24 protein-coding genes are annotated in these 22,822 nt (G+C 62.2%); 18 read left to right on the top strand and 6 right to left on the bottom strand.

Features of this window, described 5'->3' with window-relative positions:
• Positions 1-83 precede the first annotated feature (83 nt).
• The 7 genes from ACO77H_RS27225 to ACO77H_RS27255 all read left to right on the top strand — a co-directional run bounded on the left by ACO77H_RS27225 (position 84) and on the right by ACO77H_RS27255 (position 6,193).
• On the top strand, positions 84-947 hold the full coding sequence (locus ACO77H_RS27225; protein WP_169955414.1) for a YicC/YloC family endoribonuclease: 864 nt from the start codon (positions 84-86) through the stop codon (positions 945-947).
• A 10-nt stretch (positions 948-957) separates the two neighbouring features.
• A complete protein-coding gene (gmk, locus tag ACO77H_RS27230) occupies positions 958-1,578 on the top strand; it encodes a guanylate kinase (protein ID WP_169955415.1) in 621 nt (206 codons plus the stop codon).
• Positions 1,579-1,745: 167 nt separating this feature from the next.
• A complete protein-coding gene (gene rpoZ / locus ACO77H_RS27235) occupies positions 1,746-2,009 on the top strand; it encodes a DNA-directed RNA polymerase subunit omega (RefSeq protein ID WP_169955416.1) in 264 nt (87 codons plus the stop codon).
• A 60-nt stretch (positions 2,010-2,069) separates the two neighbouring features.
• A complete protein-coding gene (gene spoT, locus ACO77H_RS27240; protein WP_032856810.1) occupies positions 2,070-4,175 on the top strand; it encodes a bifunctional GTP diphosphokinase/guanosine-3',5'-bis pyrophosphate 3'-pyrophosphohydrolase in 2,106 nt (701 codons plus the stop codon).
• Positions 4,176-4,212: 37 nt separating this feature from the next.
• The gene (locus ACO77H_RS27245; RefSeq protein ID WP_025130815.1) at positions 4,213-4,593 is read left to right on the top strand and encodes a RidA family protein; all 381 of its coding nucleotides are present in this window, start codon (positions 4,213-4,215) and stop codon (positions 4,591-4,593) included.
• Positions 4,594-4,648: 55 nt separating this feature from the next.
• Positions 4,649-5,392: a hypothetical protein gene (locus tag ACO77H_RS27250; RefSeq protein WP_169955417.1), complete on the top strand. Its 744-nt coding sequence runs from the start codon at positions 4,649-4,651 to the stop codon at positions 5,390-5,392.
• 66 nt (positions 5,393-5,458) lie between these two features.
• Complete coding sequence (locus ACO77H_RS27255; protein ID WP_170042064.1) at positions 5,459-6,193, top strand: hypothetical protein; 735 nt, start codon at positions 5,459-5,461, stop codon at positions 6,191-6,193.
• Between the two features lie 101 nt (positions 6,194-6,294).
• Here ACO77H_RS27255 and ACO77H_RS27260 read toward each other — a convergent pair whose 3' ends face one another.
• Complete coding sequence (locus ACO77H_RS27260; RefSeq protein WP_170042063.1) at positions 6,295-7,146, bottom strand: NAD-dependent epimerase/dehydratase family protein; 852 nt, start codon at positions 7,144-7,146, stop codon at positions 6,295-6,297.
• Between the two features lie 190 nt (positions 7,147-7,336).
• On the opposite strand from ACO77H_RS27260, the gene exbB reads away from it, so the two are divergent.
• From exbB to ACO77H_RS27290, 6 genes are all read left to right on the top strand, one after another.
• A complete protein-coding gene (exbB, locus tag ACO77H_RS27265) occupies positions 7,337-8,350 on the top strand; it encodes a tonB-system energizer ExbB (protein WP_169955420.1) in 1,014 nt (337 codons plus the stop codon).
• Positions 8,351-8,356: 6 nt separating this feature from the next.
• Positions 8,357-8,782 carry a TonB system transport protein ExbD gene (exbD, locus tag ACO77H_RS27270; protein WP_029289838.1) on the top strand — a complete coding sequence of 142 codons (426 nt, stop codon included), beginning with the start codon at positions 8,357-8,359 and terminating at the stop codon, positions 8,780-8,782.
• Positions 8,779-9,525, top strand: coding sequence for a TonB family protein (locus ACO77H_RS27275; RefSeq protein WP_169955421.1), 747 nt, complete (start codon positions 8,779-8,781; stop codon positions 9,523-9,525). The genes exbD and ACO77H_RS27275 overlap by 4 nt, the downstream gene beginning before the upstream one ends.
• 236 nt (positions 9,526-9,761) lie before the next feature.
• Positions 9,762-10,682 carry a hydrogen peroxide-inducible genes activator gene (locus ACO77H_RS27280; protein WP_169955422.1) on the top strand — a complete coding sequence of 307 codons (921 nt, stop codon included), beginning with the start codon at positions 9,762-9,764 and terminating at the stop codon, positions 10,680-10,682.
• Between the two features lie 7 nt (positions 10,683-10,689).
• Positions 10,690-12,765: an ATP-dependent DNA helicase RecG gene (gene recG, locus ACO77H_RS27285; RefSeq protein WP_057961010.1), complete on the top strand. Its 2,076-nt coding sequence runs from the start codon at positions 10,690-10,692 to the stop codon at positions 12,763-12,765.
• A 102-nt stretch (positions 12,766-12,867) separates the two neighbouring features.
• A complete protein-coding gene (locus ACO77H_RS27290) occupies positions 12,868-14,268 on the top strand; it encodes an aminoacyl-tRNA deacylase and HDOD domain-containing protein (RefSeq protein WP_170057527.1) in 1,401 nt (466 codons plus the stop codon).
• A gap of 122 nt (positions 14,269-14,390) precedes the next feature.
• On the opposite strand, the gene ACO77H_RS27295 is transcribed toward ACO77H_RS27290, so the two are convergent.
• The 4 genes from ACO77H_RS27295 to ACO77H_RS27310 all read right to left on the bottom strand — a co-directional run bounded on the left by ACO77H_RS27295 (position 14,391) and on the right by ACO77H_RS27310 (position 16,875).
• Positions 14,391-14,768: a hypothetical protein gene (locus tag ACO77H_RS27295; protein WP_029289848.1), complete on the bottom strand. Its 378-nt coding sequence runs from the start codon at positions 14,766-14,768 to the stop codon at positions 14,391-14,393.
• Positions 14,769-15,054: 286 nt separating this feature from the next.
• Positions 15,055-15,330 carry an HU family DNA-binding protein gene (locus ACO77H_RS27300; protein ID WP_003213368.1) on the bottom strand — a complete coding sequence of 92 codons (276 nt, stop codon included), beginning with the start codon at positions 15,328-15,330 and terminating at the stop codon, positions 15,055-15,057.
• A gap of 190 nt (positions 15,331-15,520) precedes the next feature.
• Positions 15,521-16,669 (bottom strand): NAD(P)/FAD-dependent oxidoreductase, encoded by a 1,149-nt coding sequence (locus ACO77H_RS27305; RefSeq protein ID WP_169955424.1) that lies wholly within the window; start codon positions 16,667-16,669, stop codon positions 15,521-15,523.
• A gap of 38 nt (positions 16,670-16,707) precedes the next feature.
• Positions 16,708-16,875 carry a rubredoxin gene (locus tag ACO77H_RS27310; RefSeq protein WP_003213373.1) on the bottom strand — a complete coding sequence of 56 codons (168 nt, stop codon included), beginning with the start codon at positions 16,873-16,875 and terminating at the stop codon, positions 16,708-16,710.
• Between the two features lie 196 nt (positions 16,876-17,071).
• On the opposite strand from ACO77H_RS27310, the gene ACO77H_RS27315 reads away from it, so the two are divergent.
• Entirely contained in the window at positions 17,072-17,635 is a 564-nt protein-coding gene (locus ACO77H_RS27315) for a chorismate lyase (RefSeq protein WP_169955425.1), read from the top strand.
• Entirely contained in the window at positions 17,635-18,525 is an 891-nt protein-coding gene (gene ubiA / locus ACO77H_RS27320; RefSeq protein WP_169955426.1) for a 4-hydroxybenzoate octaprenyltransferase, read from the top strand. Before ACO77H_RS27315 ends, ubiA begins: the two co-directional genes overlap by 1 nt.
• A 102-nt stretch (positions 18,526-18,627) precedes the next feature.
• On the opposite strand, the gene ACO77H_RS27325 is transcribed toward ubiA, so the two are convergent.
• The gene (locus tag ACO77H_RS27325; protein ID WP_169955427.1) at positions 18,628-19,008 is read right to left on the bottom strand and encodes a COG4315 family predicted lipoprotein; all 381 of its coding nucleotides are present in this window, start codon (positions 19,006-19,008) and stop codon (positions 18,628-18,630) included.
• Positions 19,009-19,160: 152 nt separating this feature from the next.
• On the opposite strand from ACO77H_RS27325, the gene phoB reads away from it, so the two are divergent.
• The 3 genes from phoB to ACO77H_RS27340 all read left to right on the top strand — a co-directional run bounded on the left by phoB (position 19,161) and on the right by ACO77H_RS27340 (position 22,818).
• Positions 19,161-19,850 carry a phosphate regulon transcriptional regulator PhoB gene (gene phoB, locus ACO77H_RS27330; RefSeq protein ID WP_003176964.1) on the top strand — a complete coding sequence of 230 codons (690 nt, stop codon included), beginning with the start codon at positions 19,161-19,163 and terminating at the stop codon, positions 19,848-19,850.
• 81 nt (positions 19,851-19,931) lie between these two features.
• The gene (phoR, locus tag ACO77H_RS27335; protein WP_178121202.1) at positions 19,932-21,218 is read left to right on the top strand and encodes a phosphate regulon sensor histidine kinase PhoR; all 1,287 of its coding nucleotides are present in this window, start codon (positions 19,932-19,934) and stop codon (positions 21,216-21,218) included.
• Between the two features lie 259 nt (positions 21,219-21,477).
• On the top strand, positions 21,478-22,818 hold the full coding sequence (locus tag ACO77H_RS27340; RefSeq protein ID WP_029289929.1) for a hemolysin family protein: 1,341 nt from the start codon (positions 21,478-21,480) through the stop codon (positions 22,816-22,818).
• Positions 22,819-22,822: the final 4 nt, after the last annotated feature.

Raw genomic sequence — 22,822 nt, forward strand, 5'->3', positions numbered from 1 at the left:
ACAATCCTGCGCCTTCGCAGCCAGTCGGCTTCAATCTACCTACCAGCCCGCCCGTTTGCGGGACTGTATCGCGAGGTACCTCCATGGTGCACAGCATGACCGCCTTCGCCCGCGTCGAAAAAGCCGGCGCCCAGGGCACCCTGAGCTGGGAACTGCGCTCGGTCAACAGCCGCTACCTGGAGCCGCACCTGCGCCTGCCCGAATCCTTTCGCGACCTTGAAGGCGCCGTGCGCGAAGCCCTGCGCGCCGGCATCTCCCGTGGCAAGCTGGAATGCACCCTGCGCTTTACCGAGGAAACCACCGGCAAGCCGTTGCAGGTTGACCGCGAACGCGCCGCGCAACTGGTCGCCGCCGCCGAGACCATCGCCAGCCTGATCAAGCAGCCGGCAGCCCTGAACCCGCTGGAAGTCCTGGCCTGGCCCGGCGTACTGGTGGCCGACGCCACTGACCCGCAGGCGCTGAATGCCGAGGCCCTGGCCCTGTTCAACCAAGGCCTGAAGGAGCTCAAGGCCGGGCGCGAGCGCGAAGGCGCCGAACTGGCGCGCCTGATCAGCGAGCGCCTGACCGCTATCGAAGCCGACGTGGTGACCCTGCGCGAATTGGTGCCGCAAATGCTGGCCACCCAGCGCCAGAAGGTCCTCGACCGCTTCGCCGACATGAAGGCCGACCTCGACCCGGTGCGCCTGGAGCAGGAAATGGTCCTGCTCGCGCAAAAAAGCGACGTCGCCGAAGAACTCGACCGCCTGAGCACCCACATCCTGGAAGTGCGCCGCGTGCTCAAGTCGGCCGGTGCCGCTGGTCGGCGCCTGGACTTCCTGATGCAGGAACTCAACCGCGAAGCCAATACACTGGGCTCTAAAGCCTTCGACCCGCGCAGCACCCAGGCGGCGGTCAACCTCAAAGTGTTGATCGAGCAAATGCGCGAACAAGTACAGAATATTGAGTAAGGCAACTCCCATGACCCACAGCACCGGCACCCTCTACATTATTTCCGCGCCCTCGGGCGCGGGCAAAAGCAGCCTGGTCAAGGCCCTGACCGACGCCAACCCGGAGATCCGCGTATCGGTCTCCCATACCACCCGCGCCATGCGTCCGGGTGAGGTGAACGGCGTGAACTATCACTTCGTCGAGCGCAGCGAGTTCGTGAAGATGATCGAACACGGTGACTTCCTGGAGCGTGCCGAAGTGTTCGGCAACCTCTATGGCACGTCCCAGAGCCATTTGCAGCAGACCCTCGACGAAGGCCATGACCTGATCCTGGAAATCGACTGGCAGGGCGCCGAACAGGTGCGCCAATTGATGCCCAAGGCGCGCTCGATCTTTATCCTGCCGCCGTCCCTGGAAGCCTTGCACCAGCGCCTGACCAATCGCGGCCAGGACAGTGACGAGATCATCGCTGGGCGCATGCGCGAAGCCGTCAGTGAAATGAGCCACTATGTGGACTACGACTACCTGATCATCAACGACGATTTTGCCCACGCCCTGGACGACCTGAAGGCGATTTTCCGTGCCAATCAGCTCCAGCAAAAACGCCAGCAACAGCGTTTTGGCAAATTGTTGGCCGAACTGCTCGGTTGAATGGCTCTTCCCAAAACCGCTGCAAGGGCCTTACATTGGCGCTTGTAGCGTGTTTGCCGGGGCCTGCGGAAAATCAGCGCTTCCCTAAACGCTGGTGATTTTTTAAACTGTTGAGTCCGCTCGCCCAACCGGGCAGCGCGCATCTTGCATTCGCTCCGAGGAATACCATGGCCCGCGTAACCGTTGAAGACTGCCTAGAACACGTGGATAACCGCTTTGAGCTGGTCATGCTCTCTACCAAGCGTGCCCGTCAATTGGCCACTGGCGGCAAAGAGCCGTTGCTCAATTGGGAAAATGACAAGCCAACCGTGATGGCCCTGCGCGAAATCGCTGCCGGCGTGATGAGCTACGAGTTCATCGCCAACGCCGAGATCGTTGAAGACGAACCGCTGTTTGCAGCGTTCGAGGACGAGTCCAACGAGGCCGTCTAAGCCTATGCCTGGTCGACGTAGCACGGCGCGGGGTCAAAGCCTTCGGCAGGAGTTAATACCTTGCCGAGCATAGACGCCCTCGCCGATCGCTTATCGACCTACCTCGGTACCGACCAGGTCAACCTGGTCCGCCGAGCGTATTTCTACGCCGAACAAGCCCACGACGGCCAACGCCGCCGCAGCGGCGAGGCATATGTCACCCATCCTCTTGCGGTGGCCAATATTCTTGCCGACATGCACATGGACCATCAAAGCCTGATGGCCGCGATGCTGCATGACGTGATCGAAGACACCGGCATTGCCAAGGAAGCGCTCAGCGCGCAATTTGGCGAAACCGTGGCCGACCTGGTCGACGGGGTCAGCAAGCTGACCCAGATGAACTTCGAAACCAAGGCCGAGGCCCAGGCGGAAAACTTCCAGAAAATGGCCATGGCCATGGCCCGGGATATCCGGGTGATCCTGGTCAAACTGGCCGACCGGCTGCACAACATGCGCACGCTGGAAGTGCTGTCCGGCGAGAAACGCCGGCGCATTGCCAAGGAAACCCTGGAAATCTACGCGCCCATCGCCAACCGGCTGGGCATGCATGCCATTCGTATCGAATTCGAAGACCTTGGTTTCAAGGCGATGCACCCGATGCGTTCAGCGCGTATCTACCAGGCGGTCAAGCGCGCCCGGGGCAATCGCAAGGAAATCGTCAACAAGATCGAAGAGTCCCTGAGCCATTGCCTGGCAATCGACGAGATTGAAGGCGAAGTCAGCGGGCGGCAGAAGCATATCTACGGCATCTACAAGAAGATGCGCGGCAAGCGCCGGGCCTTCAACGAGATCATGGACGTGTATGCGTTCCGGATCATCGTCGACAAGGTCGATACCTGCTACCGCGTGCTGGGCGCTGTACATAATTTGTACAAACCCCTGCCAGGCCGCTTCAAGGACTACATCGCGATCCCCAAGGCCAACGGCTATCAGTCGCTGCATACCACGCTGTTCGGTATGCATGGGGTGCCGATCGAGATCCAGATCCGCACCCGGGAAATGGAAGAGATGGCCAACAACGGCATCGCCGCCCATTGGCTGTACAAGTCCAGCGGCGACGAGCAGCCCAAAGGCACCCATGCCCGCGCCCGCCAGTGGGTCAAGGGCGTGCTGGAAATGCAGCAGCGTGCCGGCAACTCCCTGGAATTTATCGAAAGCGTGAAGATCGACCTGTTCCCGGACGAGGTCTACGTGTTCACGCCCAAAGGCCGGATCATGGAGCTGCCCAAGGGCTCCACGGCGGTCGACTTTGCCTACGCGGTTCACACCGACGTCGGTAACAGCTGCATTGCCTGCCGGATCAACCGTCGCCTGGCCCCACTGTCGGAACCGCTGCAAAGCGGTTCCACCGTGGAAATCGTCAGCGCGCCGGGGGCCCGGCCGAATCCGGCGTGGCTCAACTTCGTGGTCACCGGCAAGGCTCGCACCCATATCCGCCACGCGCTGAAGCTGCAACGTCGCTCCGAGTCCATCAGCCTGGGCGAACGCCTGCTGAACAAGGTGCTCAACGGTTTCGACAGCTCCCTGGAGAAGATTCCCGCCGAGCGCGTGCAGGCGATCCTCCACGAGTACCGCCAGGAAACCATCGAAGACCTGCTCGAAGATATCGGCCTGGGCAACCGCATGGCCTACGTCGTCGCCCGTCGCCTGCTGGGCGAAGGCGAGCAACTGCCGAGCCCCGAAGGCCCGCTGGCCATTCGTGGCACCGAAGGCCTGGTGCTGAGCTACGCCAAATGCTGTACGCCAATCCCGGGCGACCCGATTGTCGGGCACCTGTCCGCCGGCAAAGGCATGGTGGTGCACCTGGACAACTGCCGCAATATCAGCGAAATCCGCCACAACCCGGAAAAATGCATCCAGCTGTCATGGGCCAAGGATGTGACCGGCGAATTCAACGTCGAGCTGCGGGTGGAGCTGGAGCACCAGCGCGGCCTGATCGCCCTGCTGGCCAGCAGTGTCAACGCGGCCGACGGCAATATCGAAAAAATCAGCATGGACGAACGCGATGGTCGCATCAGCGTGGTCCAACTGGTGGTCAGCGTGCACGACCGCGTGCACTTGGCCCGTGTGATCAAGAAACTGCGTGCCCTGACCGGGGTTATCCGCATCACTCGCATGCGCGCATAACACCCCCCTATAGCCCGGACATTACAAGGAGTCATTCATGACCAAGACTGTTATCACCAGCGACAAGGCACCTGCTGCCATCGGTACTTATTCCCAGGCGATCAAGGCGGGCAACACCGTCTACATGTCCGGCCAGATCCCACTGGACCCAAAGACCATGGAACTGGTTGAAGGCTTTGAAGCCCAGACCGTACAAGTCTTCGAGAACCTCAAGTCGGTAGCTGAAGCAGCAGGCGGTTCGTTCAAGGACATCGTCAAGCTGAACATCTTCCTCACCGACCTCAGCCACTTCGCCAAGGTCAACGAGATCATGGGCAAGTACTTCGAACAACCCTACCCAGCCCGCGCCGCCATTGGCGTTGCCGCCCTGCCCAAGGGTTCCCAGGTTGAGATGGACGCGATTCTGGTCATCGAGTAATACATTCGGCGCAACCCACGGGGTTGCGCCGACTTCGTTTTAAAAGGATTTCGTAATGCGCAAAGCGCTCGTTGCCTCCACGCTGCTGGCCCTTCTTCTTGGCGGCTGCGCCAGCAGTCCTGCCACCCGGGATGTGAGCGGTACCTGGATCAACCAGGTTGCCATCGATGCGGCGTCCAAGGGCGGCCCTTTGCGTGAAGCCCTGCAAGCCTACGGCCCGAACCTCGAATGGGAGGTCAACACCCGGGCCAACCAGGCGCGCTACTTCAACGGCTTTGAACGCCCTGAAGGCACCCTGGCCGGCGAAAAGTCCGGCACCTGGAACGTTGATTTCTACGGCAGCTCGACCACCGAACTCAAGCGCAAGGGCAAACAGCTGCTGCAAGTGGCCAACGACAACGAGCCCGAACAGCTCTTTGATCGCCCCAAGGACCCTGCCCCTGAAGGCGCACCGTTGGGTGCCAACTTCGAACGGGCGCTGTACGCGGCCTACATGGGCGGCAGTTGGAAAATCACCAGCGGCAGCGGCCTGGGCGAGACCGTACAGTTCCAGGCCAACGGCCAGGTTACCGGCCTGCCGGGTGCCGACCAGTATTCACTGTGCCTGGCAGGCGATTGCGCCTCCATGAGTGGTGGCTACGACAGCATCTGGCTGCAACAAGGCGGCCAGGGCAACCCGTGGATCTTCAGTCGCAACGACAAGCAACTGGAGATTTTCCAGGCGATCAATACATCCCAGGCCGACGAAGTGCCTTCGTTCACCCCCGGGCCGCGCCAGTGGCTGTTGGAAAAACAGTGATACGAAACAAAGGAGCCTACGGGCTCCTTTTTCTTTAGCCTGCAATCCTTTGCCTCGGACTACGCCATGTTCAAACCACTCCTCATTGGCCTGGCCTTGCTGGGCGGCTGCACCCACGTATCGCAACCCGTCGACATCAGCGGGATCTGGATCAACCAGGCCGCCATCGATGCCGCCGCCCAGGGCCGGCCGCTGCTCAACAGCCTGCAAGCCAACGGCAGGAACCTGGAGTGGAATGTCGACACCCGCACCGGCCAAGCTCATGCCAGCAGTGCCTTTGAGGTAGATGAAGGCCAACTCCTGCCAAAAGCACCTGGCGCATGGACCGTCGATCACAACGGCTATGGCCGTGACGAACTGCAATTAAAGGATCAGCAACTGCTCCAACTGCCTCGCAAGGATCTGCCCGGCCAGGTGTTCCAGCGTGCCCACCCATCGACCACGGAGGGTGCGCAATGGGGGAGTACATTCCGGCAGGCACTGAACTCAGCTTACATGGGTGGCCCGTGGAAAATCCTTGAGGGCGAAGGCGCCGGCGGCACCGTAGTGTTCAATGCGCATGGCAACCTGTCGGGCCTGGGAAAGAATGACCGATACGAATTGTGCCTGGGCGGGGACTGCGCCACTCAAGGCGCCGGCAATGACACCCTGTACCTGGGCAAAGGCGACGCGGGGGATAGTTGGATTTTCGTGCGCAACGGCAACACGCTGGAAATTTTCCAGGCGATCAATCATTCCAGGCCAGACGAAATTCCTCAGTTGAGCCCTGGGCAGCGCCAGTGGCTGCTGGAAAAACAGTAAGACCACTGTGGGAGCTGGCTTGCCTGCAATAGCATCACCTCTGTTTCACTGACACACCGAGCTGCCTGCATCGCAGGCAAGCCCGGCTCCCACAGGAGAGGTCAGCCCTTGAGGATAGCGGCGTAGCCTTCGCGGTAGCTTGGATAGGTTGGCGTCCAGCCCAGCGCCTTGGCTCGCGCATTGCTGCACTGCTTGCTGCCCGCACGCCGCACGCTGGCGTCTTCGGCCCACTCGGTGACCCCAAGGTACTCGCGCAGCCAATCCACGACTTCGGCCAGCGGCGCAGGCGCGTTGTCGACACCGATGTAGACCTTGTCCAACGTACCGCCCTGCTCCACATGCAGCAGCAAAAAGGCCAGCAGCCCTGCCGCATCATCGACGTGGATGCGGTTGCCATATAAAGGTGGCTCAACCGCCACGCGATAGCCTTGGCGCACCTGGCTCAACAACCACTCGCGACCAGGACCATAGATACCGGTCAAGCGTACAGTCGTGGCCGGGATACCGCTGTCCAATGCCACTTGCTCGGCTTCCAGCATCACCTGCCCGGAGTACCCAACGGCATGGGTGGGCGAGGTTTCATCGACCCATTCACCGTTTTGCTGGCCGTAGACGCTGCTACTGGACACAAACAGCAGGTGCTTGGGCTGCTGACCATAGTCATCGAGCCACTCCAGCACATGCTGCAAACCTTCGACATAGGCTTTGCGATAGCCCGCTTCATCGTGGTCGGTTGCGGCCGCGCAGTACACCAGGTAGTCCACGCCACCAATCGGCCAGGTGTCGGGGCAGTCCTTTTTGAACAGGTCGCCGGCAATGCCAATCACCCCTTCCGGCAGGCGCGAGACATTGCGTCGCAGGCCATGCACCTCCCATCCCGCGACCAGCAATTGACTCGCCAGCCGACTACCTACATCACCACAACCGGCAATCACCACAGAAGGCGCAGACATCACAAAACTCCGTTCTCAAAGGTCTAGATTAGCCCTCGCAGGTGACCAGCGGCCAGAAAAAGCACAAATAAAGTTACTGTATTACTTCTGTTAACAAGAATTACTTGCAATAATAACGGCCCATTTGTCCTCGGCCCTTTTGCGGCCTGGCAGGGCAATCCCTTATTTTTTCCTCTCAGGTCCGGCCAGCATGACACGCAATAACCTCCCCGCTTCGCCAACCAAGCCTCACAGCCCGTCCCGCGCCTGGCGCGCGATAACTGCGTTGCTGCTCAGCGTCCTGCTGGCTCCGACCGCCGCGTTCGCCGATGCCACGGCACCGGCCACCCCGCCTGCCGCCGCTGCACCAGCCCCGGCTGCAGCCCCAGCACCTGAGCAAAACGCCGCAGCTCCCGGCGCGCCGGCTGCCGCACCTGCGGCCACCGACCCGGTCGCAGCTGACGGTGTTACCCCGCAAGATGAAACCGGCGTAGTTCTGGAAGAAGACAACACCCTGGGCATGGCCCACGACCTGTCGCCGTGGGGCATGTACCAGAACGCCGACATCATCGTGAAGATCGTGATGGTCGGCCTGGCTATCGCCTCGATCATCACTTGGACCATCTGGATCGCCAAAGGCTTCGAACTGCTGGGCGCCAAACGCCGCCTGCGCACTGAAATCGTCAACCTGAAAAAAGCCACCACCCTTAAAGAAGCCAGCGAAAGCGCGGCCATCAAGGGCACCCTGGCGCATCTCTTGGTGCACGACGCACTGGAAGAAATGCGCCTGTCGGCCAACACCCGCGAAAAAGAAGGCATCAAGGAACGCGTGAGCTTCCGCCTGGAGCGCCTGGTAGCGGCCTGCGGTCGCAACATGAGCAACGGCACCGGCGTGCTGGCAACCATCGGTTCTACCGCACCGTTCGTCGGTCTGTTCGGTACCGTGTGGGGCATCATGAACAGCTTCATCGGCATCGCCAAGACCCAGACCACCAACCTCGCCGTCGTTGCCCCAGGCATCGCCGAAGCCCTGCTGGCAACCGCCCTGGGCCTGGTCGCCGCGATTCCGGCGGTGGTGATCTACAACGTCTTCGCACGCTCGATCGCCGGCTACAAGGCCCAGGTGTCGGATGCTTCGGCAGAAGTCCTGTTGCTGGTCAGCCGTGACCTCGATCACCTGCCTACCGAGCGCAGCTCGCAACCGCACATGGTGAAAGTGGGGTAATCGGCCATGGGCCTGCATTTGAATCAAGGCGACGACGAGCTCGTCGAGAACCACGAAATCAACGTCACGCCGTTTATCGACGTGATGCTGGTGCTGCTGATCATCTTCATGGTGGCAGCACCCTTGGCCACGGTGGACATCAAGGTCGACCTCCCCGCCTCCAGCGCGAAACCCGCGCCGCGGCCGGAGAAACCGGTGTTCCTCAGCGTCAAGGCTGACCAGCGCCTGTTCCTGGGCGAAGAAGAAGTCAAATCCGAAACCCTGGGTGCGGTGCTCGACGCGCGGACCCAGGGCAAGAAAGACACGACGATCTTCTTCCAAGCCGACAAAGGCGTGGACTACGGCGACCTGATGAGCGTGATGGATGCCCTGCGGGCGGCCGGCTACCTCAAGGTCGGTCTGGTCGGACTTGAGACGGCAGCCAAAAAATGATCACGACGCGCCACAAACTGACGCGTTATGGCACCAGCCTCGCCGTCGTGCTGGGCGTCCACGCCGTCGCGATCATCCTCGCGTACCAATGGTCGGCACCCCATATGGTGCAGTTGCCACCGGCGGCCATGGTCATCGACCTGGCGCCGATGCCGGCACCACCGCCTCCGGCCCCGCCGAAGGTGGTGACGCCGCCGCAACCGCCGGCGCCGGTGGAAGAGTTGCCCTTGCCGAAACTGGCCGAGGCACCCAAGCCGACGATTTCCGTGCCCAAGCCGGTCAAGCCAAAGCCCAAGCCGCAGCCGCCCAAGCCTGAGAAAAAGGTCGAGCAGCCCAAGGAGAAACCTTCCGAGGACCCGCCGAGCGAAAGCCCTCAGAACAACGCGCCTTCGGAAAAGTCGGCCCAACCGCAACCCGGCCCTTCGCCAGCGCAAGTCGCGGCCAAGGCCACCTGGGAAAGCACGCTGCTCGGTCACCTGGCGAAATACAAGAAGTACCCGCCAGGCGCCCAGGCCCGTGGCAAGGAAGGCTTGAACCGCTTGCGGTTCGTGGTGGATGCTGAAGGCAAGGTGCTGTCTTATGAATTGGTGGGCCGTTCCGGCAACGCCGACCTGGACCGCGCCACTCTGGAGATGATCCGTCGTGCCCAGCCGCTGCCCAAGCCACCGGCCGACATGTTGAAAAACGGCAGCATCGAAATCGTTGCGCCGTTTGTCTACAACATCGAGAAGCGTCGCCGCTAACCCCTGTGGGAGCGGGCTTGTGTGGGAGCAGGCTTGCCCGCGATGACGGTGTAACAGTCAACATCCACAATGACTGACACACCGCCATCGCGAACAAGCCCACCCCCACACAAAGCCGCCAACGCCATTAAGCAAAATCCCCCGCACAAACCGCTCAATCCCCAATCTAGTTCTGATAACGTGCGCCTATCGATTGCAGCCGGTATGCTTGGCCCGCAACCTCATGGACGCCCGCTATGACTCTTACAGAATTACGCTACATCGTGACCCTCGCCCAAGAGCAACACTTCGGCCATGCCGCCGAACGTTGCCATGTCAGCCAGCCGACGCTGTCGGTGGGTGTGAAGAAGCTTGAAGACGAACTCGGTGTGCTGATTTTCGAGCGCAGCAAGAGCGCCGTGCGCCTCACTCCGGTAGGCGAAGGCATTGTGGCCCAGGCCCAGAAGGTACTGGAGCAGGCCCAGAGCATTCGTGAACTGGCCCAGGCCGGCAAGAACCAACTGACTGCCCCGCTGAAAGTCGGCGCGATCTACACCGTCGGCCCGTACCTGTTCCCACACCTGATCCCGCAACTGCATCGCGTTGCGCCGCAGATGCCGCTGTATATCGAGGAAAACTTCACCCACGTACTGCGCGACAAACTGCGCAACGGTGAGTTGGACGCGATCATCATCGCCCTGCCGTTCAACGAAGCCGACGTGCTGACGTTGCCACTCTATGACGAGCCGTTCTACGTGCTGATGCCCGCCTCCCACCCGTGGACGCAAAAAGACACGATCGACGCCGGCCTGCTCAACGACAAGAGCCTGCTGCTGCTCGGTGAAGGCCATTGCTTCCGCGACCAGGTGCTGGAAGCCTGCCCGACCCTGACCAAGGGCAACGACGGCGCCAAGCACACCACGGTGGAATCCAGCTCCCTGGAGACCATCCGCCATATGGTGGCGTCTGGCCTGGGCATCTCGATCCTGCCGCTGTCGGCCGTGGACAGCCATCACTATGCAGCCGGCGTGATCGAAGTGCGTCCGCTCACCCCGCCCGTGCCGTTCCGCACCGTGGCGATTGCCTGGCGTGCCAGTTTCCCGCGCCCGAAAGCGATTGATATCCTCGCCGACTCGATCCGCCTGTGCTCGGTGGCCAAGCCGCCCGCTGCGAGCTAAGCCTTGTATGACTGAGTTGTCGCAGGTGTCGGTGACGGCACTCAAGGGTGTCGGTGAAGCCATGGCCGAGAAGCTGGCCAAGGTCGGCCTGGAAAACCTCCAGGACGTGCTCTTTCACCTGCCCCTGCGCTATCAGGACCGCACCCGCGTAGTGCCCATCGGCCATCTGCGCCCCGGGCAGGACGCGGTGGTCGAAGGCACCGTCAGCGGTGCCGATGTAGTGATGGGCAAGCGCCGCAGCCTGGTGGTGCGCCTGCAGGACGGCACCGGTGGCCTGAGCCTGCGCTTCTACCATTTCAGCAACGCGCAAAAGGAAGGCCTCAAGCGCGGCACTCGCGTGCGTTGCTACGGTGAAGCGCGCCCGGGCGCCTCGGGCCTGGAAATCTACCATCCGGAATACCGCGCCATTACCGGCGACGAACCGCCGCCGGTAGACACCACCCTCACTCCCATCTACCCGCTCACCGAGGGCCTGACGCAACAGCGCCTGCGCCAGCTGTGCATGCAGACCCTGACCCTGCTCGGCCCGCAAAGCCTGCCCGATTGGCTCCCGCAGGAGCTGGCCCGTGACTACCAGTTGGCGCCCCTGGCGGATGCGATTCGCTATCTGCACCATCCACCGGCCGATGCCGATGTCGATGAGCTGGCCCTGGGTCATCACTGGGCCCAGCATCGCCTGGCCTTTGAAGAGTTGCTGACCCACCAACTGTCCCAGCAGCGCCTGCGCGAAAGCATGCGCTCCCTGCGTGCGCCAGCGATGCCCAAAGCCACGCGCCTGCCCGCGCAATACCTGGCCAACCTCGGCTTTGCGCCGACCGGCGCGCAGCAGCGGGTAGGCAACGAAATTGCCTACGACCTGAGTCAGAAAGAACCAATGCTGCGCCTGATCCAGGGCGATGTCGGTGCTGGCAAGACCGTGGTCGCGGCCCTGGCCGCGCTGCAGGCCCTGGAGGCCGGCTACCAGGTGGCGTTGATGGCACCGACCGAGATCCTCGCCGAGCAGCACTTCATCACCTTCAAGCGCTGGCTCGAACCCCTGGGCCTGGAAGTGGCGTGGTTGGCGGGCAAGCTCAAGGGCAAGAACCGCACGGCCGCCCTGGAACAGATCGCCGCCGGCGCACCGATGGTGGTGGGTACCCACGCGCTGTTCCAGGACGAAGTGAAATTCAAGAACCTGGCCCTGGTGATCATCGACGAACAGCACCGCTTTGGCGTGCAGCAACGCCTGGCCCTGCGCGAAAAGGGCGTGGGCGGGCGGATGAACCCGCACCAGTTGATCATGACGGCCACCCCGATCCCACGCACGTTGGCCATGAGTGCCTACGCCGACCTCGACACCTCGATCCTCGACGAGCTGCCGCCCGGCCGCACCCCGGTCAACACCGTATTGGTCACCGACACCCGCCGCGTCGAAGTCATCGAGCGCGTGCGCGGCGCCTGCGCCGAGGGGCGCCAGGCGTATTGGGTATGCACGCTGATCGAAGAGTCCGAAGAACTGACCTGCCAGGCGGCCGAAACCACCTACGAAGACCTCACCAGCGCCCTGGGCGAGCTCAAGGTCGGGCTGATCCACGGGCGCATGAAGCCTGCGGAAAAAGCCGCAGTGATGGCCGAGTTCAAGGCCGGCAACCTGCAATTGCTGGTCGCCACCACAGTCATCGAAGTCGGCGTGGATGTGCCCAACGCCAGCCTGATGATCATCGAAAACCCCGAGCGCCTGGGCCTGGCGCAACTGCACCAGCTGCGCGGTCGTGTCGGCCGGGGCAGTGCCGCCAGCCACTGTGTGCTGCTCTACCATCCGCCGCTGTCGCAGATTGGCCGCCAGCGCCTGGGGATCATGCGCGAGACCAACGACGGCTTCGTGATCGCCGAAAAAGACCTGGAACTGCGCGGCCCCGGCGAAATGCTCGGCACCCGCCAGACCGGCCTGCTGCAATTTAAAGTGGCCGACCTGATGCGCGACGCCGACCTGCTGCCCGCCGTGCGCGACGCCGCCCAGGCCCTGCTGGAACGCTGGCCGCACCACGTCAGCCCGCTGCTGGATCGCTGGCTGCGCCACGGCCAGCAATACGGCCAGGTCTGACAGACCGCCGATAGCCGACACCATCACAAACCGCAGTTAGACACCCCCCCGCCGAACCAAGCTGGTTATACTCCAAGCAAATGTAGGAAATTGGATCCGGCCATGTCAGAAGTTGCCCACGCCACAGCCCCGCCGACTGCCCCATCGGTCATTCGGGACCTGCTCGCGAAACTCGCCATCAGCTACACGGAAGTCACCGAACACCCAGGCCTTAACCCGGCCCGAAAGGTTCAAGCGGTACTGCTCGATGACGCGGTGGGCGCCCTGATGGTGCTGTTCCCCCAGAGCCAGTTGCTGGATCTCAATCGCCTTACCGAGCTGACCGGGCGCAACCTCACCGCCGTCGCACCGGAGCGCCTGGAGCGCATGCTCGGCAAACACAGCCTGAGCCTGCTGCCCGGCCTGCCGCCGTTGACCAGCTCGCCATGCCTGTATGAAGAACGCCTGCTGCGCGAGCCGACCCTGCTGGTGCACTCGGGCGAAGCCACGGTGCTGCTGGAAATCGCCAGCGATGACTTCAAGCGCATGCTGAGCAAAGCCAGCGCCGCCAACTTCGGCGAGCCCTTGAGCAGCATCCGGCCCAACTTCGATCGCCCTAACGATGACCGCGACGAAATCTCCCAGGCCATGCAGGCGTTTACCGCCCGCCGCATCCAGCAAAGGCTGGAAGCCACCATCGAGATTCCGCCGCTGGCCGACACCGCGCAGAAGATCATCAAGCTGCGGGTTGACCCGAACGCGACCATCGACGACATCACCGGCGTGGTCGAGACCGACCCGGCCCTGGCCGCGCAAGTGGTGAGCTGGGCGGCATCGCCGTACTACGCCTCGCCGGGCAAGATCCGCTCGGTAGAGGATGCGATTGTGCGCGTGCTGGGCTTCGACCTGGTGATCAACCTGGCCCTGGGCCTGGCGCTGGGCAAGACCCTGAGCCTGCCCAAGGACCATCCGCAACAGGCCACGCCCTACTGGCACCAGTCGATCTACACCGCTGCGGTGATCGAAGGCCTGACCCGCGCCATGCCCCGCGCCCAGCGTCCGGAAGCCGGCCTGACCTACCTGGCGGGCCTGCTGCACAACTTTGGTTACCTGTTACTGGCCCACGTCTTCCCACCGCACTTCTCGCTGATCTGCCGGCACCTGGAGGTCAACCCGCACCTGTGCCACAGCTATATCGAGCAGCACTTGCTGGGCATCAGCCGCGAACAGATCGGCGCCTGGCTGATGCGTTACTGGGATATGCCGCAAGAGCTGTCCACGGCCCTGCGCTTCCAGCACGACCCGAGCTACGACGGCCAATACGCCGAATACCCGAACCTGGTATGCCTGGCGGTGCGTTTGCTGCGCGGGCGGGGGATTGGCTCCGGGCCTGAGGCCGAGATTCCGGACGAGCTGCTGGAGCGCCTGGGTCTGAGCCGCGACAAGGCCGAGGACGTGGTGAGCAAGGTGCTCGATGCTGAGGTGTTGTTGCGCGAACTGGCGTCGCAGTTCAGCCAGGGGTAAAGCTGGTGCCTGTTGTACCGCTATCGCAGGCAAGCCAGCTCCCACATTTGACCGAGTTCCAACGTTGGAATGCACTCAAAATGTGGGAGCTGGCTTGCCTGCGATGAATGCAACTCGGTCTTTCAGGCCTTCTTTTTCTTCGGCTTCAAATACTTGGTCAAGCCCTGGAACCACATCACCAGGGCCGGGTTGCCCTTGATCTGGATCGACTTGTCCTGAATCCCCGTCATGAACGCCAGTTGCTTGTTCTTCGCCTGCATCGTGGCGAAGCCATAGGCGGCGTCTTTGAAGGCGATGGCGAACGCAGGCTCCGGGTGTACACCCGAGCGACTGGTGATGCGCTGGTCTTTGACGATGAAGTGGCGGGCGACCTTGCCGTCGAGGGTCTGCAGCTGGAATGCCAGGTCTTTGTCACCCAACTGCTGCTGGAACGCGGGGTTGTTGCGGCTGGCTTTGGCCATCATCAGGCCCAGCACCCACAGGAGAAAACGAAATTTCATGCACACGGCCTCAGTGTAATTATTGGGTGGCCGCAGCAGTTTAACGATTTGCGCGCGGAACGCCACCGATCTCCCGCGTTAGCCGGAGATCGGCTGGCGTTTACCGCTTATAGCAACAACTTGGCTTAAACCTCAGGGCAAGGCATCGGTGCCCAGTCGGTCACTCCAAGCGTCACCCACACAACCGTCGTGGCCCAAGAACGCGCCCCAACAAAAATGGGCACCCGACCCAGTCGGCGTGCCCATTTTTCATACCTCCACACCTCCCTTCGAGGCGGTGCCGCGCTTACGGGTTGACGCTGTCTTTAAGCGACTTGCCCGGTTTGAACGCTACGGTGTTGCTCGCCTTGATTTTCACCGGCTCGCCGGTTTGCGGGTTTTTGCCGGTGCGGGCGCCACGGTGGCGCTGCAGGAAGGTGCCGAAACCAACCAGGGTGACGCTGTCCTTGCGGTGCAAGGCGCCAGTGATTTCTTCAAGAACGGCGTTGAGGACGCGGTTGGCCTGTTCTTTGGTCAGGTCTGCTTTTTCTGCAATGGCGGCTGCGAGTTCTGGTTTACGCATAGGTGAAGCCTCTTTGACGGTTTTTTGTTGTTATGTCCGTGCTGCTCTCTGCTGGAGCAGCGCCAAGGCGCCGCAGGCTCTACTCTGCGGCAGACGGGAGTGAGGATGGCATGCCATTGGTGCCTGCGCCAGTCTCGCGGCGACCTTTCTAGGGGGAAAAAGGTGCTTATTCCGACAGAACGACCAGCATTTACGCCAGCAGAGGCGGAAGTTCCTTATTCAGGGCCAGTTTTTCCATGACTGCCGTACCGGTAAGCGCATAGCCCAGCAGGCGACCGCTGGCATCGCGGCACAAGGCCTTGATGTCGCCGCCCTGCCCTTCGACACTCCACACGCCTTCAGTGCCCCGTGGCGGTGGTGAGACCACCAGTGGGCACGCCGGGGTTTTCACCGTGACCGGCATCGGCCCGTAGTTGACCGCCGTGGCGTTGCCCGCCAGGGTCTGGGCCAGGGCGCGGGCGCAGCTCATCAGGGGCATGACGTACAACAGATTCAGGCCATCGACCTCGGCGCAGTCGCCCAGGGCGTAGATATTGGCGTGGGAGGTCTTGAGGTGGCGGTCGACCATGATCCCACGGCTGATTTGCAGGCCGGCCGCAGCCGCCAGGTCCACCCGGGGGCGCAGGCCGATGGCGGAAACCACAAGGTCGCAATCAATCACCGTGCCATCGGACAGGTGGGCCTCCAGGCCGTCAGCCGTGCGTTGCAGGCGGTTAAGCACCGGGCCCAGGTGGAAGCGTGCGCCCAGGCCTTCCAACCCGGCCTGCACCGCTGCAGCCGCCGCCGGGTGCAGCAGGGTCGGCATGACTTGCTCGCACGGTGCCACCAGGTCGATGGTGTAGCCACCCAGGATCAGGTCGTTGGCAAATTCACAGCCGATCAGGCCCGCACCCAATAGCAACACCCGGCGCTTGCCGACAGCGGCGTGGCGAAAGCGCGCGTAGTCTTCCAGGTCGTTGATCGGGAAAATCAATTCAGCGGCATCGCCCTCGACGGGCACCTGCACAGTCTGGGCGCCCCAGGCCAGGATCAGGTCGCGGTAGGCCACCGCCTCCTCGCCGATCCACAGGCGCTTATGCCCAGGGTCGATCCCACTGATTCGGGTATGGGTGCGCACCTCGGCCTTGAGTTGCTCGGCCATGGCGCCAGGGGTCGCCATGCTCAGGCCATCGGCATCCTTGTTTTTGCCAAAACCGGTGGAGAGCATGGGCTTGGAGTAGGAACGCCCATCATCCGCGGTGATCAGCAACAGCGGGGTTTCGCTGTCGAGCTTGCGAAACTCCCGAGCCAGGTTGTAACCGGCCAAGCCTGTACCGATGATCACGACAGGTGCGCTCATTCCATTCTCCTTGTAGTGCGTTTCTTAAATTCAGCGAATCAACCGATTTCGATCATTTCAAAATCCATTTTGCCGACGCCGCAGTCCGGGCACAGCCAGTCTTCCGGGACGTCCTGCCACAGGGTACCTGGGGCGATCCCGTCATCCGGCCAACCGTCCTTCTCGTCATAGATCAGGCCACAGACTACACATTGCCACTTCTTCATTACTTGCTTCCTCAGGGTCCAGGCTTACTGGCCGACGGTCGATAGATCCAGCATTGCCGTGCGGCTCAGGGCGTTTTGTACTGATCGGGGCGCCCAGATGCAAGCATGTTCGACCCAATGTCCCGGCACACGCCGGCAACAATCCAGGCTGCCATGGTAAGCTCGGCGCCTCATTAACTGCCAATAATGACTCCCCGTGCCGCATTCGATTGCCGTTCCCGATGCCTGCCAATGGCTGAACCAGAGCCTTCTGCGCCCTCTGCCCGCCCCCCCTGCCCTTGACTGGCTGTTCGATGAAGGCTCGCTGACCCGCCGCCTGACGCACCTGTCCAACGATGGTTTCAGTGTTACGCCGCTGTACGAAGGCTGGCAGCCCCTGCGAGACGACGAATGCGCCGCCCTCGACCTGCCAGCGGCCAGTATTGGCTGGGTACGCGAGGTGTATTTGCGCGGTCACGGCCAGGCCTGGGTGTTCGCCCGCAGCGTGGCGGCGCGCAGTGCCTTGCAGGGCGATGGCTTGCATATGGATGAGTTGGGCAGTCGCTCCCTGGGCGAGTTGCTGTTTTGTGACCAGGCCTTCACCCGCCAGGCCATCGAGGTCTGCCACTACCCACGCGCCTGGCTGCCGCAGGCCGATCAGGCCAATGGCTTGTGGGCGCGGCGCTCGCGCTTTGATCGCGGCGCGTTGAGCGTGTTGGTGGCGGAAGTGTTCCTGCCGAGCCTGTGGCAAGCCGTGCAGCAATCTGCGGAGGATTGCTGATGTACCAGCGCCTGCTCCAATCCCTGAACCGCTTGAACCCACGGGCCTGGGACTTTGTGCAACTGACGCGGATGGACAAGCCCATCGGCATCTATCTGCTACTGTGGCCCACCCTGTGGGCACTGTGGATTGCCGGCAAGGGCTCGCCATCGTTGAGCAATATCGTGATTTTTGTGTTGGGCGTGACCCTGACCCGGGCGGCGGGCTGCGTGATCAATGACTGGGCTGACCGCAAGGTCGACGGCCATGTGAAGCGCACCGCGCAACGCCCGTTGGCCAGCGGCAAGATCAGCTCCAAAGAGGCCCTGGTGTTCTTTGCGGTGCTGATGGCCATCAGCTTTTTGCTGGTGCTGCTGACCAATGCCGCCACCATCTGGCTGTCCCTGGGCGGCCTGGCCCTGGCCGTCAGCTACCCCTTCATGAAGCGCTACACCTATTACCCGCAAGTGGTGCTCGGCGCGGCGTTTTCCTGGGGCATGCCCATGGCGTTTACCGCCGAGACCGGCAGCCTGCCGGCCATTGCGTGGCTGCTGTATATCGCCAACCTGCTGTGGACCGTGGCCTACGACACCTACTACGCCATGACCGACCGCGATGACGATCTGAAAATCGGCGTCAAATCCACCGCGATCCTGTTTGGCGATGCCGACCGGATCATCATCCTTACCTTGCAGGGGCTGGCGCTGCTTTGCCTGCTACTGGCGGGCTCACGCTTCGAACTGGGCGGCTGGTTCCACCTGGGGCTGGTGGCGGCGGCGGGGTGTTTTGCCTGGGAGTTCTGGTACACCCGGGATCGGGACCGGTTGAAGTGCTTCAAGGCGTTTTTGCACAACCATTGGGCAGGGTTGGCGATTTTTCTCGGGATTGTGGCCGACTACGCCTTCCGATAATGCCCTGTAGCTTGTAGGAGCCGGCTTGCCGGCGATGAGGCCAGCAGCCCTGCGGTGATTTCAGGGCCGCCATCGCCGGCAAGCCGGCTCCTACAGGGGAGATTAGGGCTTGGCGACCTTCCAGGCGCCGTCCATTTTGCCGTCGCCGGTCGCATCGCCGGCCTTCTTGTCGGCGATGAAGGTATACAGCGGCTTGCCGTCATAGGCCCATTGGCTGGTGTTGTCGTCACGGGTGATGACGGTCCACTTGCCCATCGGTTTATCGGTGGACTCGGCCTTCAACGGCGGCCAGTTGGTGGCGCACTTGTCGTTGCAATTGGACTTGCCGTCGGCATCCTTGGCAAAGGTATAGAGCGCCATGCCCTTGTGGTCCACCAACATCCCGTCTTTTGTCATGGCCGGGTCCGCCGCGACAGCCAGTGTCGGCAGCGTCAACGCCGCCGTGACCAGCAGGGCTTTCCAAGAAAAAATACCTTGAGTCATCAGAACCTTCCTTTCGCGGTTGTCAGGATTCGGACTCAAAGCGTAGTTCAGGACTAGGCCGATTGCGCAGGCCAGTAAAATACTGTCACACGACTGCAATAATTCCGTTATCTAATGCGGCGCAAGACAGTTAAATGACAAGAGGACTTAGCATGGTTGGCAGGAGCATTCTGATCGTTGACGACGAAGCGCCCATTCGCGAAATGATCGCCGTTGCGTTGGAAATGGCCGGCTATGACTGCCTGGAGGCAGAGAACTCCCAGCAGGCCCACGCCATTATCGTCGACCGCAAGCCGGACCTGATCCTGCTGGACTGGATGCTGCCCGGCACCTCTGGCATCGAGCTGGCCCGGCGCCTCAAGCGCGATGAGCTGACCGGGGATATCCCGATCATCATGCTCACCGCCAAGGGCGAAGAGGACAACAAGATCCAGGGCCTGGAAGTCGGCGCCGATGACTACATCACCAAGCCGTTTTCCCCACGGGAACTCGTTGCACGTCTGAAGGCCGTGCTGCGCCGCGCCGGCCCGACCGATGGCGAGGCGCCGATTGAAGTCGGCGGCCTGCTGCTGGACCCGATCAGCCACCGCGTGACCATCGACGGCAAGCCTGCCGAAATGGGCCCCACCGAATACCGCCTGTTGCAGTTCTTCATGACCCACCAGGAACGCGCCTATACCCGTGGGCAATTGCTGGACCAGGTGTGGGGCGGCAATGTGTATGTCGAGGAGCGCACCGTGGACGTGCACATCCGCCGCCTGCGCAAAGCCTTGGGCGATGCCTACGAGAATCTGGTACAAACCGTGCGCGGTACCGGCTATCGGTTTTCCACCAAAGGCTGAGCCAGCCCTTCCCAGACTTAACAGCCGACAAGGACGCATGTTCAAGTGAACCAAAACTGGCATGGCACCCTGATCCGCCACATGCTCCTGCTGGTCACCGGCTGCCTGTTGGTCGGCCTGATCAGCGGCTACTACGGCTGGAGCCTGGCCATCGGCCTGGGCCTCTACCTGGGCTGGACCCTCAAGCAATTGCTGCGCCTGCACGAGTGGCTGCGCCAGCACAAACCCGATGAAGCACCACCCGACGGCTACGGCCTGTGGGGCGAGGTGTTCGACAGCATCTATCACCTGCAACGCCGCGACCAGCGGGTGCGGGGCCGCCTGCAAGCGGTGATCGACCGGGTCCAGGAGTCGACGGCCGCGCTCAAGGACGCGGTGATCATGCTCGACAGCGACGGCAACCTGGAATGGTGGAACCGCGCCGCCGAGACCCTGCTGGGCCTCAAGACGCCCCAGGACAGCGGCCAGCCGGTGACCAACCTGGTACGCCATCCGCGCTTCAAGGAATACTTCGAGCAGGATAACTACGAAGAAGCCCTGGAAATCCCGTCGCCCACCAACGACCGGGTGCGCATCCAGCTGTACCTCACGCGCTATGGCAACAATGAACACTTGATGCTGGTGCGCGACGTCACCCGCATCCATCAGTTGGAACAGATGCGCAAGGATTTCGTCGCCAACGTCTCCCACGAATTGCGTACGCCGCTGACGGTGATCTGTGGCTACCTGGAGACGCTGCTGGACAACGTCGAAGGCGTCAACCCGCGCTGGAACCGTGCCTTGCAGCAGATGCAGCAACAGGGCTCACGCATGCAGACCCTGCTCAACGACCTGCTGCTGCTGGCCAAGCTGGAAGCCACCGACTACCCCTCGGACAACCACCCCGTGGCCGTACAGAGCCTGCTGCAGACCATCAAAAACGATGCCCAGGCCCTGTCCGGCGAGCGCGGCCAGATCATTACCCTGGAAGCCGACCCGTCGGTGCTGCTCAAGGGCAGCGAGGGCGAATTGCGCAGTGCTTTTTCCAACCTGGTGTTCAACGCTGTGAAGTACACCCAGGACAAAGGCACGATCCGCATCCGCTGGTGGGCCGATCAGCAGGGGGCGCACCTGAGCGTGCAGGATTCGGGGATTGGTATCGACAGTAAACACCTGCCACGCCTGACCGAGCGTTTCTACCGCGTCGACTCCAGCCGCAACTCCAACACCGGCGGTACGGGGCTGGGCTTGGCGATCGTCAAGCACGTGCTGTTGCGCCATCGGGCCCGCCTGGAAATCAGCAGCGTCCTGGGCCATGGCAGCACCTTTACCTGCCACTTTGCGCCGACGCAGGTCAGTCGTTCGCAAGCAATCGCGACGAAGGATTAATCTGAAAATAACCCCCACCCTCCTGTGGGAGCTGGCTTGCCTGCGATAGCATCACCTCGGTGCATCTGTAAGACCTAGGCGCCTGCATCGCAGGCAAGCCAGCTCCCACATGAGCCCAATGCAGCAGGCATTCACGGATCCGCCCGGCAGCCGCCACTAGGCAAGCGCCCCTTCAGCCGCTACATTGCCTGACTTGTGCCCGCCCTTGAGGCACAGCCATCACCCCTTTTTGAATACACGGAACCCGCAAAACCCCATCATGGACCCTTCCCCTGGTATCACCCTCGCGACACTCTTCGCCGATTTCGGCATGATTCTTTTTGCACTGATCCTGGTACTGCTCAACGGTTTCTTCGTTGCGGCGGAATTTGCCATGGTCAAACTGCGCTCCACCCGGGTCGAGGCCATCGCCCACACCAACGGCTGGCGCGGGCAGATCCTGCGCACCGTACACAGCCAGCTCGACGCGTATCTGTCGGCCTGTCAGTTGGGTATCACCCTCGCCTCCCTGGGCTTGGGCTGGGTCGGTGAGCCGGCTTTTGCGCACATCCTGGAGCCGTTGCTGGGGGCCATGGGCGTCGAGTCGCCTGAAGTCATCAAGGGCGTGTCGTTCTTTGCCGCCTTCTTCGTGATTTCCTACCTGCACATCGTGGTCGGTGAACTGGCGCCCAAGTCCTGGGCCATTCGCAAGCCCGAGCTGCTGTCGCTGTGGACGGCGGTGCCGTTGTACCTGTTCTACTGGGCGATGTACCCGGCAATCTACCTGCTCAACGCCAGCGCCAACGCGATCCTGCGCATCGCCGGCCAGGGCGAGCCCGGCCCCCATCACGAGCACCATTACAGCCGCGAAGAACTCAAGCTGATCCTGCACTCCAGCCGTGGCCAGGACCCAAGCGACCAAGGCATGCGCGTGCTGGCCTCGGCCGTGGAAATGGGCGAGCTGGAAGTAGTGGACTGGGCCAACTCGCGGGAAGACCTGGTGACCCTGGACTTCAACGCGCCGCTCAAGGAAATCCTCGCGCTGTTCCGCCGCCACAAATTCAGTCGCTACCCGGTGTACGACCCGGTGCGTGGTGAGTTTGTCGGCCTGCTGCACATCAAGGATCTGCTGCTGGAACTGGCGGCCCTGGATCATATTCCCGAGTCGTTCAACCTGGCCGAGCTGACCCGCCCGCTGGAGCGCGTGTCGCGGCACATGCCGCTGTCGCAATTGCTCGAACAGTTCCGCAAGGGCGGCGCGCACTTTGCCCTGGTAGAGGAAGCCGACGGCAACATCATCGGCTACCTGACCATGGAAGACGTGCTGGAAGTGCTGGTGGGCGATATCCAGGACGAACACCGCAAGGCCGAGCGCGGCATCCTCGCCTACCAGCCGGGCAAACTGCTGGTGCGTGGTGACACGCCGCTGTTCAAGATCGAGCGCCTGCTGGGCATCGACCTGGACCACATCGAGGCCGAAACCCTCGCTGGCTTGATCTACGACACCCTCAACCGGGTGCCGGAAGAGGAAGAAGTGCTGGAAGTGGAAGGCCTGCGGATCATCATCAAGAAGATGAAAGGCCCGAAAATCGTGCTGGCCAAGGTCCTGATGCTCGACTAGGGCA

Origin of the sequence: Pseudomonas sp. WMBT8 (assembly GCF_050916005.1) — a bacterium.
Taxonomy (GTDB): domain Bacteria; phylum Pseudomonadota; class Gammaproteobacteria; order Pseudomonadales; family Pseudomonadaceae; genus Aquipseudomonas.